We start from the raw sequence: 16,845 nt of genomic DNA, 5'->3' as shown, positions 1-16,845 counted from the left end.
TCATTGGCTTCAACAATTGTTCACGGACGGCAAAGGCTACGAACCTGTTTATCCAATTGAAAAGTGCTAAAATATTTTATGGTTATTGAGCTTCAAGGCCTTCCAGGTTGGAGAGAAACGCGCGGGGAGTAAGGATTTCAATACCTTGATATTCTTTCAAATCGAGGAGATGGTGATCGCCGTAAACAAGATAGCCACTATTCGTGTCAACCGCAGCAGCCAAAACATGGTTGTCCTTGGGATCATCGTGAACGACATTGAGGAGGATTTTTCCTAAGGCAATCTCGGCAAAATTACGCAAAACCCCAAGATGATTTTGTATGTCAGATTCGCGGATGGGATATTTATCAATAATATTTTGTGTCGAGCAGCGCTTTCACATGTTGCCATCCTGACTGCGGGTTTCTCGAATAGCCTGCTCGACATCTGACTCAACCTCCTCGTCGGTGTAGTGCATGTCATGCGAGGAAAGTTTGTCAAAATATTTGAAGGCCTTTTCCCGTTCCGCGAACCACAGATCATAGAAATCAATTGGAATCATAGCCATGACTCTTTTGCCGCCATGAACAACGACTAATTGATCGCGATGATCCTGAATCTCACGCACTGCTGATTCAAGATTCAGAGCTACTTTTTCTAAAGCTATTTCTCGCACCATTTTTGACCTTGCCGGCAAAGTAGATTAACGTTGTTTCTGTTTTGACTTGGCAGCAGACAGTCCCAATGTTTTTTTCTGGCCACGCAGGCAACTTAGCTCACTTTCTAATAAGAGTCAAGTTTTGGCTATCTCGTCTTTGCCATGCCCACACACATTCTAAACTGGATCGGCTTCGCGCTTTATTGCATCATCGTTGTCGTCGTCGGGGTTATTAGTTTTCGCAAAGCCGCGCAACGCGGCAAGCGCGATAGCGCCCAAGAATTCTGGACCGCCGGGCAACGGCTCTCGGGCTGGGCTTCGGGGTTGTCCATTTCCGCAAGCATGATGTCGATCAGTTGGTCATGCGTGTACGGCGTACAGCTTTTTTACTGGTATGGCCTGGGCGCGCTGTGGCTGCTGGCGATCCCCTGGCTGCTGGCGATGCTGGGCTTTTTCATCCTCATACCGCGCCTGCGCCGCATGCAGGCTTTTTCACAGCCGGAAATGGTGGGACGGCGTTTCGGCGTGCGCGCGCGGCAATTGCTCGCGGCGCCGCTGGCATTCGTCTATCTCATCTGGTGCGGCGCCGAAATTCATGCCGCAGCAAACATCACGGCGCCGTTGCTGCAAACCTCGCCGTATCTCATGATGTTCTTCATGGCGCTGGTGGTGGCGGCCTATTCCGCGCTTGGCGGTTTCGAAGCCGATGTCGTCACCGATCAAATTCAATTCGCGCTGGTGGCTTTTTTTATTGCGATGATTGCCTCGCTCGGCTTGCACGCGGTTTTGCAACAAACGAGTTTTGCCTCATTTCTCGCTCACCTTCCCACGCCTCCCAAAACCTTGACTCCGGCAACGTCTTTGTGGACGGCGGGCCCGTTTTTGATTATGATGACATTCATCGCGTATTTACCGGGCTGGCTCGTGACCACCGATGTTTGGATTCGTCTGCAGGCAGCAGCTTCGGTCGCGGAGGCGCGCAAAGGCGTGGCGATTGCGGCGATGAATTCATTCGTGTTTGTCACGCTCGGGCCGCTCCTCATCGGCATGACGGCATTGTATCTTTACCCGCCGGTGGGCAATGAAATTCCTGCCCGTTTGGCGGACGGCGCTGCGATTTTCGCCGTGATGATGCAGGATTTCGCGCCGGCTGTTTTGAGCGTGATCTTGGTGGTGGGCTTGTCTGCCGCGTCAATGTCCACAATCGACACCACCGGCAATGTGATGGCGCTCTCCCTTTCATATGATATTCTGGAACAATCGCCGGGCGCCGCGCGCTTATCCGAAAACTTCCGCAAAAAATTGCCGCGCTATATCTCCGTGCTTGCCATCGCGTTGGCATTCGTGTATGCGCTGTTCATCGAATCGTTGTGGGATATCTTTTATCTTTCCTCCGGCATCCTGACGACCACGATTTTTATTCCAATGGTCTCGCTTTTTCTTCCGCGGGTACAGCCGCGCCAGGTGCATGCGGCGATTCTCACCGGTTTTCTCGGCACGTTGCTATTCTATTTTCTCGAAACGCGCGGACCGCTGCGCGCCCTGCAACCCGCCTGGCTGGCGCGCACGGAATTGGGCTATATTCTCTGGGGCCTGCTGGCAGCGGCGATCGCTTTTGTGTTGCCCCAACTCATTCCCCCAAAAGCAAGAACGAAACGCCATCGTGTTTAATTTCTCAAAGAGAGAACAAACTCCTAAAAGTGTTTCGCCCACAAAAAGGAAATCCCACTGAAAAGGCCTTTGCTTTTTTGACAGAAGCATACCGAGCGAACAGAAAAAATCTCCGTTTTCTCCATTCGCTCTTGTTCTCGCCTTTTATCGAACTCGTGCCGTCCCAAGGGCTGTGCTATGCGCTTTTTGCGTTTTTTCGCATCAGCACGTAATACAGCGCCATCGCCAAAAACAATCCCACGAACCACGAATACGTGTAGAGCTGATCGAAAAACGCCGGGAAAACCTGCGCTTTCGTTGCGGCATTGATGAAACCGGGGACGTTGGGCAGAATTGCCAGGCCGAGCGCGAGCACGGCCTTCCAGTTGACGCCGTTTTGATAGGAGTACTCGCCCCTGCGGCTGTAGAGATCTTCCACCTTTAAGCGACCGCGACGAATGATGAAATAATCACAAATCATAATGCCGCCAATGGGGCCCAGCAGCGCGCTATATCCGATCAGCCAAACAAAAATATAATTGCCCAAATTGCTCAACAAATGCCACGGCATGATGAAGATTCCGATCACCGCGGTGATCAAGCCGCCGGTTTTGAAGGAAATCAACGTTGGTCGCAGATTGGAAAAATCATTGGCAGGCGAGACCACATTGGCTGCGATGTTGGTCGTCAAGGTTGCAATCGTAATCGAAAATAAAGAAAGTATTACAGTGATGGGCGCATCGAATTTCGACAACAATTGCACGGGATCCCAAATCGCCTGGCCGTAAATGATGACGGTCGCGCACGTGACCGCAATACCGATAAAAGAATAAAGCCCCATGGTCGTGGGCAAGCCGATGGCCTGCCCGAGCATTTGATCGCGTTGACTGCGGCTGAAGCGGGTAAAATCGGGGATGTTGAGCGAGAGCGTGGCCCAAAAGCCGATCATGCCGGTTAGCGAGGGAAAGAAGATTTTCCAAAACGAAACATTCTCCGCGCCGGCAGCAGATTTGACTTTGGCGATGGTTTCTGCGGAAAGAATATTGCTCAGGCCGCCGGCGTTACTCATTGCCCAATACAGCAGGCCCAAACCAATCGCCAGCAAAAACGGCGCGGACAATGTCTCCAGCCAGCGAATGGATTCCGTGCCGGCGAGAATGATGGCAACATTGATCGCCCAGAAAATCATGAAACACCCGAATTGCGGCAATGAGATGCCGAGCCAGGAAATGATCGTGTCATCAACGCCGGGGCGCAAGCCGAATAACACGCCCAGCAGCGCATAAATCGCGCTGCCGCCAATCCACGTTTGAATACCGAACCAACCGCACGCTACGATGGCGCGCATCAATGCCGCAATGTTGGAGCCGATGGTGCCGAACGAAGCGCGCAGCAGCACCGGAAACGGAATGCCGTATTTCGTGCCGGCATGCGCGTTGAGCATCATGGGCACGAGCACGATGAGATTCCCCAGGATAATCGTAAACAACGCCTGCCCCCAGCTCATGCCGCTATCGATTAAGCCCGCAGCAACCATATACGTTGGGATGCACACGGCCATGCCCACCCATAATGCCGCGATGTTCCACATCGACCAGGTTCGTTGCGCCAGCGTTGTCGGCGCCAGATCTTCGTTGTAAAGATCGGAGCCCACCATATCCGCACGGGTCGCAGAGATTTGTTGCAGATCGAGATCGTTTTTCACAAAGCCTCCCTCGGGGAATTTTTAGAATTAACCGCTAAATTAATTTCCGCAAGACACCGCTAGAGCCAGGCAAGATGACACCACGAACGAATTTGAAGGCGTTCACGACTCGCTGAAGATGACAAATTCCAAAAATTGATCTAATGATTCAACTGCTGACGGTGAAGATTCGAATTTGCTGCCGCACGAAGATTTTCATCATGTTGTCCCAGATAATCTTGTCTTCTCAAAATCACCGAACAATTACAAATTGACAATGGCTGCGAATAAACAGAAAATCGTGCAACAAGTCAAAGAAAAATTACTGAGGCAACGGGGGGGCGAATGTGAAGAGTTTTGAAAATAAGTGTAGTAGAAAAGCCAGCAGAATTTAGACCTATTTCACAACGAGTACACAATTCCCGCGACTTTGCTATGCAACATCAGCAAGCCGGCCCTACGCATGACTGGCTTGGATTTTTTGAAATTTCATGTCATAAGGCCCCGGCATATAACATTCATTATTTCGTGAAGCCAGCCACTGGTTTACCATACGTGCCTAGACTTTTTTGCAGCCGGAGCATAGAAATTGATTCGTTTACAGAAAAAGAGGTCCGGTGTAAAATTTTCTCTATTGCATTTTTGTCGCCAGTTCCCCGGAATAGTGACGCCTCTCGGCAATTGCTTGTATCACATTTTGCCATTGGGCCTCCTTCTGACAACAATCCAAAAACGAGTTAAATGGGTTCAATGATCCCGGCTGCGAGGTAAAAGGCTGGTTTTCCCGGGTCTGCTCATCGCTTGAAATTTTTTGATAGATGGCATTGGCGAGCGCAAGCAGAAACAGGATATTATAATTCATATCATCCTCCTGCTGCAACGCCACCTGATATCTCATGGCTACGTTATCCAACATCTGAACCTGCCTGGCCAAATCCCCTTGCATCGCAATCAGTGCTTCCGCTTTCATGGGCTGCAAGTTTTCACCGATGTCCGGAATATTCAAGCCTTGCGATAAGACGTTTTCCAGGAGATTAGACTGCAGTATTTGGTGCGTCAACGCGACTTCATGGGCGATATAGTGGCAAGCATAAGCCAGATCCTGGCGGATTTCATTGTAGTGCGCATGCTTTGGGGCCAGGCTGTCGGCGATGATAAGCTCTTTCATGGCCGAGAGCGGGTCACCACTCCCAATCAGCACCTCGCCGAGCGTGCTGCGGTAAATTGCCTGATCCTTGGCCAGTTTTCTTCCGGCCAGAATTACAGCGCGGCGGGCATAGTCTGCGGCTTGCGCTCCGATTCCCGCATGAACCGAATCAGGAGGCATCAACATCGCATCCGAAGCAAGGTCCCCTCCGTGATTGTTCTGAGATTTCCTGGAATTGACAAACCAGTCCCAGTAGGTATAGGCATAATTGTTCATCGCCTCTAAATTGGTGCGATCGAGATCAATGGCCGCTTGATACTCTTGCAGAGCCAGAATATAATACAGCTTGGCCGCCCGGTGATCAGCTTCAAAATCGGAGGCCGCCTGCCGTGCTTCTTGGCCATATTCTTGTGCCAGGTAATAATGCGCATTGGTGTTGTTATTCAGTTTTTCCATCGCGGCCGTTTCGCCCAGCGCAAAAGCCGTGCTGGCGGCGTAACACTGAATGACCGGGTCGTTCGACAGCATGGACAACGCGCGATTGAAGTAGCCCAGGGCGGCGCGGCTATACGGGCTTTTCATGATCGAGCGCTCGGAGATTTTCCCCTGCTCCAGAGCTGAATCGAGGACAAGCGTATTGTCGGAGCAATGCCAGCATTCTGTCTCTTTGCTTTCATACGTGCGATGGCTGCTGTTCAAGGCAATACCGATCACGCTTAGAACCGAAGCCGTAGCCTCCTTGATGGGCACGGGGCGCCGCTCAAAATCAACCGCCAGTTTTTCATAGAGCCGCTCGGCCCGCTTGCAATAAAAATAGGCGAGCGTGTAGAGGGCCTGCGTGGAATCCGGAGGCCAGAGGCGATGCCCCGAGACCAGCGCGTGCAAACCCAGGCCATAGCAGGCCGAGGCGCGATCGGATAAAGTGGCGGGCGTGCTGGGCATCAGGATGATTTGCTGCCACAACTGGCGCGGCTCAATGCTGCGGCGATCCGGCTGGGAAGAGTTGTCGGCAACACCGGCGGCTGAGGAAGGATAATAAGAGTCAACATTGAACAGCGTATACGCCAAAGCGTTTTTTCCGGCAATGAAATCGGGATCGAGGCTCACGCAGGCACGAAAAGCATCGACCGCGGCGACCGGCTGGCCGTCGACTCTCAATGCCAGGCCAAGCCGATAGTGCGCCAGCGTAAACTTGGGATCGTGCTGCACCGCATTTTTGAGCTCCTGAATCGCAGCGGAAAGCGAATCATAGCATCCCAATTCGAATTTTTTCATGTTCTCCAAGCCGCGCTGAAAGGCTTGAAAGGCCTCCCATGATTTCGTCATTCCTATGGAACTCAGGGATGGGTCGTTACTTAAAATTTTAAAAGCAAGCTCGTTGGCCAGGCAGGCGATCGTGTCCACGTCGGAGCTTTCAGCGGCGCCTGCCGGGGTTGCGCCTGGAAAATCCACTTTCCAATTTTCGCCATGCGTAGAGTTGGCCAACAGCGTGTAACCGTCCGGCTCTTTGTACAACCTTCCTTCAACGATGCGCACGCCCAGCAAGGACCGCATGGGGCTTTGAATCGGCGCAACCAATAAGCCGACCGGAATCGTAATCGGGCCAAGAGACAAATCCGTTTCGGCCAGCGCCACTTCTAAATTATTCACGTTACTGCCGCCGGGAATGAACTTGAGTTTTTCGCCGCCGGCATTCTTCCCGTTGGACAAATCCAAAGGAATGATGACATCGGTTTGCAACTCCTGGCTTTGCAGGCTGAGAGTGCCGCATACGCGCTCGGAGATGGTGAGGCCGAACGTGTCCTGCTCTTTCAGCCGCGGCTCACTGAAAGGCTGAATCAGTGTGCGGCCGGCATTGGGGATTTCATTCAGCGCGATCAAGAGGGCAAGGCACGCGAGCGCCTTCAAGATCACCCCGGTGGCGCTGCCGCTGAAGAAGCTTTTGATCCAATTCCCCAGCGCCGAGACAACGAAAACAATCGCTTTCCAGATTGCCGGCAGCCCCGTTCGTATCACCAAATCATCGGACAGTGGTCTGCCTTTGCGCAGGTAAGAATAGAAACAATACAAGACACCGTCCGTAACGAGCTCGATCAGAAAAATCCAGGCAATGAAGAATGAAATGAGCGCAAGCCCGGCGGGAACGTTCGCAACATCGTAAAAAATGCCGCTCAGACTGGCCGCAATCACGGCGATGGTGAGCAGCAGCAAAATTTGTCGGGGCGCGGGCTTGATGCGCTCAATCCACTCCTGCGAGTGATTTTTGATGAGGTGAAACAGCCGGTAAGCTAGCCCCATGAAAACGGCGCAAACCGGCAGAAGCAGCCAGGGCGAGAGCGAAAGCAATGCTTTGGCGAGGCCGGGGCCAAAACCCGGGGTATCGCCCGCCGGGGCGTTGAGAAATTGTTTAGCGCCGTAAAAGCCGATCATGCCCCAGACCGCAAACAAAACCAATTTCAGCCAGACCCATCGCCGGGGCAAAGTGACGCCCCAAAACTCCAGCACGTGCAAGCCGGCAAGGCCGGCGCTGATGACGAGCGAAAACAGGAAAATGGCTTCCCACAAATTCCGCATCCCAACCGTATCCAACAGCGGCGGTTGCAGCAGCGCCCACACGCTCAAGATCACGGCCGCCAGCGAAGCCAGCCAGGCGCGCATCAGCCGGTGGCGCAGATGCAGCAGCGTCAAGCCGCTCTCCAGCAAGCCGATCGTCATCCAAATCAGCAAAAGCGGGTGCAATAGCGTGTAGGAATACACGTGCAGTGGCTCAAGGTCATCCCGATTGAGAACCTGCAAGCTGTTGGCCGCAAGCGCGCCCGTGAGAATTGCCAGACTCAACAACCAGGGCAAGCGCAAAGGCCGTTTCGCGGCGCCGCGTGCGACAGCCCAACCCAAGCCGATCATCAGCGGAAAGCCGACGAGTAAAGCCAACAACCCCACGCGCGCGGGCAAGCCCTGCACCATCAATAGACTAAATTCCGGACTGAACACCAGAACACCGGAGAAATATAGTGTATGCCCGATCAGGCCGAGGAGTGCAATTCCAATCGTCAGAAGGCCAAACAATCGGAGGTGTGAGGAAAGTCCGATTTGGATTAAAATCGAAATGCCCTGTACGAATAAAACAATGATTGCTGATATTGAAAGAATAGCTTCCATGGCCCCTCCCTAATTATTGGAATTGGCGCCTTATTGAAGTGATTATGACGGAAAGCACCGTCAGCATGCCTATCAGTATAGCACTTTAGAATCTGTACAACATGAAGACACACTGTGAGGAAAAAATCTCACAAATCTGTGCATGCGAATGAGGAGGAACGGGAGGGATAATAAGAAGCCCGCCGCTAATACTACTGCCTAAACCCCAGCGCTTAATAAAAGATTCTTAATAGCTTGTATCAGCTTAATCACGGCATCTTGAACTCATGCTGGGCTTCGCGCACCACCAGCACCGAACACGGCGCTTTCTGCACCACACGCTCGGTGGTGCTGCCCAGCAGCATTTCCGCGAGCCGGCTTTGGCCGTGACTGGAGATGACGATCAAATCAGCCTTCAATTCTTTTGCCGTGCGGATAATCTCGACAAATGGCTTGCCGTCGCGCACGATGAATTGCGGCCGCAGTTTTTTCAGCGCCGCCGGGCGCATGTGTTTCACCAGTTTGGCTTGCGCTGCCGCGATCTGCTTTTGGCTTTCTGCCCTTATACTTTCCACGTTCACCCGCGCCATAACCAACTCTTCATCCGACAGCAACAAATCCGGCAGAACCGTCAACACCACGAGCTTCGCATGATTCGCTTCCGCCAGTTTCGCCGCATAATCAACCGCGCGCTTGGCGCTGTCGGAAAAATCTGTACACACAAGGATTTTCTTCAACTTCATATCTAGCCGTCCTTTCGCCACCGATAAAAATTCGTCAACCACCACAACTTGTGCAACTCCCTCAGCGATTCTCCGCCATCTGTTTCAGCTCGCGGCTGCGCTGATAGAATTCCTGCAAGTTCATCTCCTTCAAAAAAACCAAACCGCGCGTCGCGCGAATCATCGCGCTTTCATGCTCGTGAAACCACTTGCGTCCCAGGCAAATCTTGATGCGCTGATATTGCTCGGCTTGAATCTTTTGCGCCAATTCCGAAAACGGGCCGTCGTGTTCATAGCTGGGGAAGGAGGCGTCCTTTTGTGAGATGAAGGTGTTCATGAACGCATTTTGCATGATGGAAAACATGTTGAGCGACACCGGCACGTAAATATTCGCCTCGCTCGGATGAAAACGGAACCACACATTGCGATAACCCCAGACCGTGATATCCCCGCGCCCGGCTTGCTTTTCATAGCGCCGCAAGGCTTCCGTAATCGCTTGCAGGACTTTGTAATGCGTATCCGGGCCGCTGGCTTCGGGATCGAGCGCCACCGTCACGATGTCGGGCCGCACGTCTTCGAGCGCGTTCAACACCGGCACAACATCACGCTCGACCGTCGGCTCCTGCGTGAAAATATCGCCGGTATAAAATCCCAGGCGGAGGTGCAGCACATTCGAGCGATCCCAGCCGAAATACCCCCACAAACATTCCGCCTCCCACTCGCGGCACATGCCCTTGAGGCGTTGAATTTTCTCTTCGTCTTTTTTGCCGGGATATTGTTTGTCGAAATAATCCTCAAGAACATTCAAACGCTTTTGCACTTGCGGGAATTCGTGCTCGCCATAGAGTTCAATGAGATTGCGCAGAAAACGGCGCGCCGTGCCTTCATCTTTCACGCGATTGCGTTTGGCCGCCACCCCGTCGAGATATTGCCAGACATCGCGATTGCGGCCCAAATCATTTGCCGGCGCGAAATAGCCCTCTTGCTGCAACGCCGCAAACTCAGGGCTGTAGAGAAATCCGCGCAAGCGGCTGATTTGCTGCTTCATATACTGATTCGTCACCGCGGTGAAGCCGCTGGTCAGGCACGCAAAAAAATGCGTATTGCTCGCATCGCGCACGTGCCGCACGATATAGGGCAAATAGCCGAGCATCAAATCATCGTGATGCGGCTCTGTGTGAAAAAAACGCGTCCGGTTCAATGTTTTTGCGCCTTTTTCAATTTTAGCCACCAGGCTGTTATGCACCATATTCGTGAGGTATTGTGGCTCCTGCCGACGTTTCGCCAAAATCGCATGCGCCGTGCGGTCGCTCAGAAAATCATCCTCCGTAAGTTCCACCACGCGCTTATTCAGCCGCACGGCGAGATCGACGATGACGCGTTCGACTTCCTGATCGTCAACTGCCTCCGCATTCAACAGCAAAACATGCTGGCGTTCGTGAAGCTGTTTGGCTGCACCCATGGTGATATAGAATCGGGCATTGGGCAGGATTTGCAAAGCGCTGGCGGGATACAAAATATCCTTGTTGCTCTGCACGGCGCTGGCGACGATGTCGGCCTTGGCCTCGCCCGCGGCGATGATGAGGGCGGCGCAGTCCGGATTGTAGGTGATGGTTCCCAATCCGATGGTGATAACCAGACGCTTGCGCGAAACTTCAATACCGCCGAGATCGGTCGCGGCGGCGGCTTGCGTTTCGTAATTCGTCGGCGTCAGGCGCGTTGTGCTGTAATGATCCGAGCCGCGCACATTGAAACCGATGTGGCCGTCCGGGCCGATGCCGCCGAGAAAAAAACCGATGCCGCCCAACCGGCGAATCGTATCTTCATATTCCTGGCACCATTGATCGATTTTCTGCAGCACGCGTTGTTGCTGGCGTTCCGCCGCATTTTTGCCCTGTTTATAGCGGAGCTCGAGATTCACCTCGTCGTCCGGCCAAATGGTGCTCAAGGTTTCATGCGGGGCCAGCCCGATCTTTGAGCAATCGATCAGCAAGGCTTTTTGCGGATCGAGTCCAAAGCCTTGCAAATAAAATTTATTGACATAGTAAAAAAAGCTGTTGTGTTGCGCGGGATTGATGGGGTAGAATTCGTCGATTTGCACGAAGTGCAGGCTTTTCATCTCGGGCATGCGCGCCGGATCGACGCCGTTTTTTTCAAGCTCACTTTGCACCTCGCGCTGCATCCAATTCGCCAACAAATAGGTCACCCATTTGATGAAGTGTTCCGGCGTTTTGCCGGTGGGCAATGAAATCACGCCGCCGGGATTGTGTTGCACCCATTCGATGAAACGCATGGCCGCCAGCTTGCCGAGCGCGGGGAAATTGGCGACAACGATGGTTTTGATTTTTTCCGTGGGCGAATAGAGCGCTTGAAAGGGCGAGGCTTGCAGAGCCACACGCTCGACGGCAGTCAAATCAGCGGGCGGGCGTTTAGACATGGCCAATCCTGAAATGAAATAATTCTATTATCGTTGCGGTAAGTTGAAGCGTGAATGAACAAATACGCCGGACTTAATCTAAGCATGACTCGCTTAGAATGCAAGAGGACAAAACGAGGAATATAGAAATGAGGTTTCTGAGGAGATGTAACCAATCAAAAATTGTGACGGTATGGCAGGGTGATTGCAAAGGGATATAAAGCAGAAGCCCGCGCGGGCGGGTTTAAAGCAAAGCAAAGTTGTAATCCCACAAAAAAGCTTTTTACTGTTGTGGGAATTCAAATTTGTGGGCCAATAACTTTCAGAATTTTATTCTGACTTTGAATGCTTTATGGCTTACCGTATTGCGAAAATCCGATGATTCTTCGGGAACGTGTTATGCTATGATCAAAGCTTTGCCATAAGTCCGTTACTGCGCGGATCACGAGCTCGACTTGGGATGCTCGGTTTTTTCGTCGTCCATCTTGCCTTTGTGCAAAAATTTTTGCGTGATGATGGCCTTGATCGCATCGCTATTTTTAACCGACGGCTGCAATTGCAAAACGATTTTGAAGATCCGCATAGCTTGATCATCCTGGCGGCCCAGCAGCAAATAGGCATTCGCAAGCTCGACGTAGAGCTTGGTTTTGCCGGGGCGCCGGGCCAGAATCGTTTCATAGAGCACGGCTGCGCGCGCGGGTTCGCCGCGAAACATGCAGTAGCGAGCGCGGAAAGTGGGCGAAAAAACCACGCTTAAAACCGGCAATAAAATCAACGCGGCAATTGCGCTGATCGCTGCCAGGGCGCCACTGCCTTCGAATAATCGCGACGGAACCTTCACCGTGGGCATCGGCTGAGCTTCTTCTTTCTCAGGGGGCGCTTGTTGAAATGAATTTTGCGATTCTGCCGGTTGTTCTTCAACGATGGGCGAATCAGCCGGCTCGGTCCACTTCCACTCAGTCTCCGCTTCAGGAGCCGGTTCATCGTATGAAGAGGTTGCTGGTTCGAAAGCCGGCGCGCTTGCCCCCACCTTCACCTCTGCTGCTTGTTGTGATTCTCCTGGTGGCTCGGGCGCTTCCTCAAACACTTCATCGGATGCAACCACTTGCGGCGTGTCCACGACGGTACTATCGACAATTTCTTCCTCAATCGGAGGCTCTGCCGGCTCCGCCTGAGCAACCGGTGGCGGTTTAAGGGTGTCAGCAGCAAGCAATTCTTGCTGTTCTTGGGGATCCGGCTCTGCCGGCGGTGGAGGCGTGAGACCTTCCTCCCGGCGGAATGCTTTCACCAGTCTCTCACCGAAAAATTTCCTGCCGCCGTCTTCGGCAAGATATGGTTTCTGCCAAAAGTTTTCGGTTGTGATCCAAACGCGATAGACATTGCCGCCGCGCCGGGCTTCTGATCCGCCGTGCAGATCCGCATCGCCTGCCGGCTTGATTGTCATCACCACGGTCGCAGTGGAATCGTCCTCCCGGCCTAACACCAAACGCGTGTTCGTTTCCTCCAAAATTCTCACTTCTGGAGGCAGCGACTTTTTGATGATCGCCCATTGCGCTTCAGCCGCAGGCGACATTCCAAGCAGCGCGCACGCCAACACGCCGAACGCAACCCGTAAGCCGAGAGCTGTCATATTATCTCCTGTTGTGCCGGAAGAAGTATTGATACTGCAAACCCAAGGTCAGGTCATTGCCGCCGTTCATGATGGCATAATTGTGCTTGAGCAAAACCTGAAAACCGCCCAGCTCATACGTCAACCCCAGGCTGACGCCGCTGTTTTTCAAATTCGCAAATGCCTTGTCGGCATCACTGCCGGGATTCAGCGCTTCTTCCACGCCATTTAGGGCTTGGTATCCGGCCAGATAGAAACCCAATCCGCTCCACCAAAAACTGGCGCCTGCCGTAGCTTGCACGCGGCCGAATTTGTTCAGGCTCACTCCCGCTTGCAACGAGGGGAAAATGGGGCTCTCTCCCAGAAACATCGCGCCATCGGCATCGAACATGATCAGATTCATGCGCAGGTCAGTCTCCGCCGCGTGCAAAGCGTGCGCAGGATTGGTATCGCCCCAAATTTCCACGCGCCCTTGTGTTTCCAAACGAACCCGATCAGAAAAAATATGATTGTAACCGGCGGTTAGCATCGTGCCATCTTCGACTTTGCCGAATTTGTTGCCGGGCTTTTGGCTGTGTTTTTTCTTGGTGGCATATTGATAGGACATGCCGACAAAAGTCTGACCCAATCCCACTTCCACTTCCAGATTCTGCCGGTAGAAATCCACCGGCAGTGTGCCGACGTTTTCAAGTTTGGCTTCGGTAATGGCGGTGCCGGAATACCGCATTTTGATGTCGGAAATATGCTGGCCGCGCAAAGCCGGAGTAAACGCGACAATGACGCAAAGCAAAAAGGCTTTAAGAAACTTATGATGCGCATTCATGCGAAACACGCTCCTCCATGCTTTCTTTAAACGTTTTTCAGTTTTGCCCGTGGGCTTGAATTTGAATTGGCGTGAATCCGTGGGTAGCCTTTGTTAGCAAAAATGGCCCAACCCGGCATGAAAACAATGCCGAGCTTGAAAGGTTATAGCAACACGTCTGCAAGCTTGCGGAAACACAGGCTCTTGTTTTCTAACGGCGCGCCACCGAACGGCAAAAAGCTTAGGCTTGACTTTTCAAGAACAGGTGGCTATGTTGATCGCCAATGCAATCCCATCAATCGGCGGGATACAGGCGGGGAGCCGTTGTAAGGATGATCTTCGACAGCGGCAATTTCCTTTCCCGACGGCTTTCCTCGCTCTTCTTGCATGTTGAGACTCCTGCCTTCCGGCAAGCATTCCCATCAGAATCACGGTGACGTCCGATGCACATTGCCAGGATTCCTTTCACGCGCGTGAAGTGTGCGCTAGTACTCACGCTCGCCGCCGTCCAAATCGCAACAGTCGCAAGCTCTCAAACAAATGCTGACGCCCCAGCCACGATCAAAGCAAATTCGGACTCTTGTTCCTTCCGAACTATGCGGGATTGGCATTCATTTGCTTTCAATCAGACCAAAGGCGAGGGGCTTTGCCGAAGCCAGCCGGGAGATTTCGTTTGCGACCTTCTTCCGCTGCTTGCCGATACCAACACAGTCGCGCAATTCCTTTTGACAGAATTGCTGTTGAACGCAGCAGCCAGGCAGCGCCTCATGCCGGAGAGAAGGTATGCGCAGGACTTTTCAGCGCAGGCATTTCAATTGTGGCCAAGCCTGTCGCATGTGCCGGCGAACAACCCGGCATCAAAAAACAAAAACTCACCGCTGTTAAAATGGGGAGGATTGGGGGCGTTTTGGTGGGCGGCTTTCTTCGATCATTATCAAGATGCCATTCAGGATGCAGGCAATCGCGATACGTATTTGTTTGGCGCAAATTCGCGGCATTGGCATTTCGTGAAAAATTTGGCGCATCTTGGTTATCTGGCCGCCGGATTCAGCGCCGGCGTTGAGCTGGGGCAGGAACGGGTATCTCTGAAACATTTTGCTTTGCGCGCTACCGGCGCCGTTCTGATTTATTGGTTTATACAAAATCTCATTTATGACAAGGCGTTGCACAATGTTTGGTTCGATTATGACAGAAAACATACAACCGACAGCATTGTCATTTTCGATCTCACGGGAAAAGACCATCGCATTGAATTGTCCCGGTGGTCTCGGCCGGCGTTGGATATCGTGCGGGTGGCATTAGGCGCCTATTTGGTTGCGAAGTATTGAGGCGATGGACTTCATGGCATAAGGTGAAGAAAAATTTCGGCACATCAACTTGCTTCGGGTCTCACACACGACGATGCTCAGACGATAGAGAGTTTTAGTTTTATCGCGAACTGGCCTATCGCCATATGCCGGCTTCTACAAGCTCAGCCGACAATGAATTAGCCGGCCACAAGCCCGGGATGAGGGCAGCTCGCTTTTAACATTTTTGTAACAAAAAACATTTGTTATTCAATAGAAATTTTTATATGCTGTGCGTCAACAATCGCTGCTTTGCAGAATTCATAGCTGCGATTGAAAATTGCCCGCAGTCTTCATTTCACACATAACTTCTTTGGGCCGGCAGAACAATGTTTTATTTTCGGACATCCTTTAGCGCGAATAAGTTTCTCATTCGTCTCAGGCGAGGCAAATTGCTTCCCGCCTGGCCAATTTTGAGTCAGTTATGCACTTGAATGGCGGGCTTAACCAATCCCAGTCCGACAACTTCCACCCCTCTTTTATCCGCCAAAAACTTCTCTCCACGAAGTCAGAAATTCTTTTTTATTTTTTCAACCTAATTCCTAAAAATTATTTCACTTGTACCGTCTCATTTGTACCTTCGAGAGCCGGACGCAATACGCATCAAACTGCCAGGTCTCGCACACAATTGAGCAATGCCCGGAAAGACGGCACAAGCTTTGCTTTTGGTTGCGAGCGAACGGTTGCCAAAATCAACCCTCACGCATATCGGTTGAATTCTAGAAAATTCGCAAGAATTTAGCTAAATGAACCCCGAACAAAAAAACCGCTCACAGAAATAGAGCTCCCACAGAAATTAAGCTTTTTGAGTTCAATTCAGTGAGATCTCCAATTCAGTGGGCGAAAACTTCAAACGACTAAATTCTTACGAAAATTCAAATTTATGGCTGTCAGAACTTAAATCGGGAGCCAGCTATGCCGAACAAATTCACACGGCTGATACGCGCTGTAATCCTCATGCTGTTTTTGCCGCTGTTTTTCTCCTCGCCGCTGCTTCCTTCCTTTGATTCTGCTTTCGCCATTGTTCAAGCCATGAATTATATTTCCACCGGCACGGCTTCTACGACAGTCAAACCGCGCATCGACAAAGACGGCGACGGCCTCTCGGATGACGAGGAAAAAACATTCGGCACCAATCCCAAATCGCCCGACAGCGACAAAGATGGTTTGATCGACAGCGACGAGATCAATATTTATCACACGAATCCTACAGACGCTGATTCTGACAACGATGGCTTGTCGGATTTCGATGAGCTTAAAAAATACCATACCGATCCCAATCATCGCGATAGCGATCGCGACGGCCTGGACGATCGCGTGGAATTGCGCGAAACGCATACCAATCCTCTGCGGCCGGACACCGACGGCGACGGCTTGTCCGACGGCGACGAAGTCGCGCGCTACCGCACCAATCCCATGCGCCGCGACAGCGACGGCGACGGCCTGAGCGACGGCGCTGAAGTTCGCGGTTTGTTCTCGAATGCGCTGGCTGCGGATAGCGATCGCGACGGCGTGGCCGATGAAGCGGACAATTGTCCGGGCGAGGCGGAAACCCAGAACGGCTACGAAGATGCCGACGGTTGCCCGGATACGAAGCCTGAATTCTGGGCAGAAATCGGAGAATCGTATTTGTTGAGCGAGATCACATTTGCAGAAGGGCAGACCAAACCGGCTTCATCCGGAATTGAACAAAT

11 protein-coding genes are annotated in these 16,845 nt (G+C 52.2%); 3 read left to right on the top strand and 8 right to left on the bottom strand.

Features of this window, described 5'->3' with window-relative positions:
• Positions 1-82: 82 nt before the first annotated feature.
• Positions 83-301: a hypothetical protein gene (locus tag FBQ85_07420; protein ID MDL1874988.1), complete on the bottom strand. Its 219-nt coding sequence runs from the start codon at positions 299-301 to the stop codon at positions 83-85.
• 75 nt (positions 302-376) lie between these two features.
• Positions 377-658 carry a hypothetical protein gene (locus FBQ85_07415; GenBank protein ID MDL1874987.1) on the bottom strand — a complete coding sequence of 94 codons (282 nt, stop codon included), beginning with the start codon at positions 656-658 and terminating at the stop codon, positions 377-379.
• A 141-nt stretch (positions 659-799) separates the two neighbouring features.
• Between FBQ85_07415 and FBQ85_07410 the strand changes: the two genes are divergently transcribed.
• Entirely contained in the window at positions 800-2,308 is a 1,509-nt protein-coding gene (locus FBQ85_07410; GenBank protein ID MDL1874986.1) for a sodium:solute symporter family protein, read from the top strand.
• A 175-nt stretch (positions 2,309-2,483) separates the two neighbouring features.
• On the opposite strand, the gene FBQ85_07405 is transcribed toward FBQ85_07410, so the two are convergent.
• The 6 genes from FBQ85_07405 to FBQ85_07380 form a co-directional block, all read right to left on the bottom strand.
• Positions 2,484-3,944, bottom strand: coding sequence for a nitrate reductase (locus tag FBQ85_07405; protein ID MDL1874985.1), 1,461 nt, complete (start codon positions 3,942-3,944; stop codon positions 2,484-2,486).
• A gap of 658 nt (positions 3,945-4,602) precedes the next feature.
• Entirely contained in the window at positions 4,603-8,277 is a 3,675-nt protein-coding gene (locus FBQ85_07400) for a hypothetical protein (GenBank protein ID MDL1874984.1), read from the bottom strand.
• A gap of 248 nt (positions 8,278-8,525) precedes the next feature.
• Complete coding sequence (locus FBQ85_07395) at positions 8,526-8,999, bottom strand: universal stress protein (GenBank protein MDL1874983.1); 474 nt, start codon at positions 8,997-8,999, stop codon at positions 8,526-8,528.
• Positions 9,000-9,060: 61 nt separating this feature from the next.
• Positions 9,061-11,415: a glucosamine-6-phosphate deaminase gene (locus tag FBQ85_07390; GenBank protein ID MDL1874982.1), complete on the bottom strand. Its 2,355-nt coding sequence runs from the start codon at positions 11,413-11,415 to the stop codon at positions 9,061-9,063.
• A gap of 421 nt (positions 11,416-11,836) precedes the next feature.
• On the bottom strand, positions 11,837-13,024 hold the full coding sequence (locus tag FBQ85_07385) for a hypothetical protein (GenBank protein ID MDL1874981.1): 1,188 nt from the start codon (positions 13,022-13,024) through the stop codon (positions 11,837-11,839).
• A 1-nt stretch (position 13,025) separates the two neighbouring features.
• Complete coding sequence (locus FBQ85_07380) at positions 13,026-13,826, bottom strand: hypothetical protein (GenBank protein MDL1874980.1); 801 nt, start codon at positions 13,824-13,826, stop codon at positions 13,026-13,028.
• A gap of 575 nt (positions 13,827-14,401) precedes the next feature.
• On the opposite strand from FBQ85_07380, the gene FBQ85_07375 reads away from it, so the two are divergent.
• Entirely contained in the window at positions 14,402-15,133 is a 732-nt protein-coding gene (locus FBQ85_07375) for a hypothetical protein (protein ID MDL1874979.1), read from the top strand.
• Positions 15,134-16,066: 933 nt separating this feature from the next.
• On the top strand, positions 16,067-16,845 hold a 779-nt coding region (locus tag FBQ85_07370; GenBank protein MDL1874978.1), incomplete at its 3' end, for a hypothetical protein.

It is taken from the genome of Cytophagia bacterium CHB2 (assembly GCA_030263535.1).
In the GTDB taxonomy this organism is placed as follows: Bacteria; Zhuqueibacterota; Zhuqueibacteria; order Zhuqueibacterales; family Zhuqueibacteraceae; genus Coneutiohabitans.
The sequence above is the reverse complement of the archived record's forward strand: the minus strand, read 5'-3'. Positions and strand labels throughout refer to the sequence as shown.

What these genes read in the sequence shown, in the direction of transcription:
- FBQ85_07380 (MDL1874980.1), bottom strand. Translation starts at nt 13,826, where the DNA reads ATGAATGCGCATCATAAGTTTCTTAAAGCCTTTTTGCTTTGCGTCATT.
- FBQ85_07375 (MDL1874979.1), top strand. Translation starts at nt 14,402, where the DNA reads ATGCGGGATTGGCATTCATTTGCTTTCAATCAGACCAAAGGCGAGGGG.
- FBQ85_07415 (MDL1874987.1), bottom strand. Translation starts at nt 658, where the DNA reads ATGGTGCGAGAAATAGCTTTAGAAAAAGTAGCTCTGAATCTTGAATCA.
- FBQ85_07385 (MDL1874981.1), bottom strand. Translation starts at nt 13,024, where the DNA reads ATGACAGCTCTCGGCTTACGGGTTGCGTTCGGCGTGTTGGCGTGCGCG.
- FBQ85_07390 (MDL1874982.1), bottom strand. Translation starts at nt 11,415, where the DNA reads ATGTCTAAACGCCCGCCCGCTGATTTGACTGCCGTCGAGCGTGTGGCT.
- FBQ85_07410 (MDL1874986.1), top strand. Translation starts at nt 800, where the DNA reads ATGCCCACACACATTCTAAACTGGATCGGCTTCGCGCTTTATTGCATC.
- FBQ85_07395 (MDL1874983.1), bottom strand. Translation starts at nt 8,999, where the DNA reads ATGAAGTTGAAGAAAATCCTTGTGTGTACAGATTTTTCCGACAGCGCC.
- FBQ85_07400 (MDL1874984.1), bottom strand. Translation starts at nt 8,277, where the DNA reads ATGGAAGCTATTCTTTCAATATCAGCAATCATTGTTTTATTCGTACAG.
- FBQ85_07405 (MDL1874985.1), bottom strand. Translation starts at nt 3,944, where the DNA reads ATGGTGGGCTCCGATCTTTACAACGAAGATCTGGCGCCGACAACGCTG.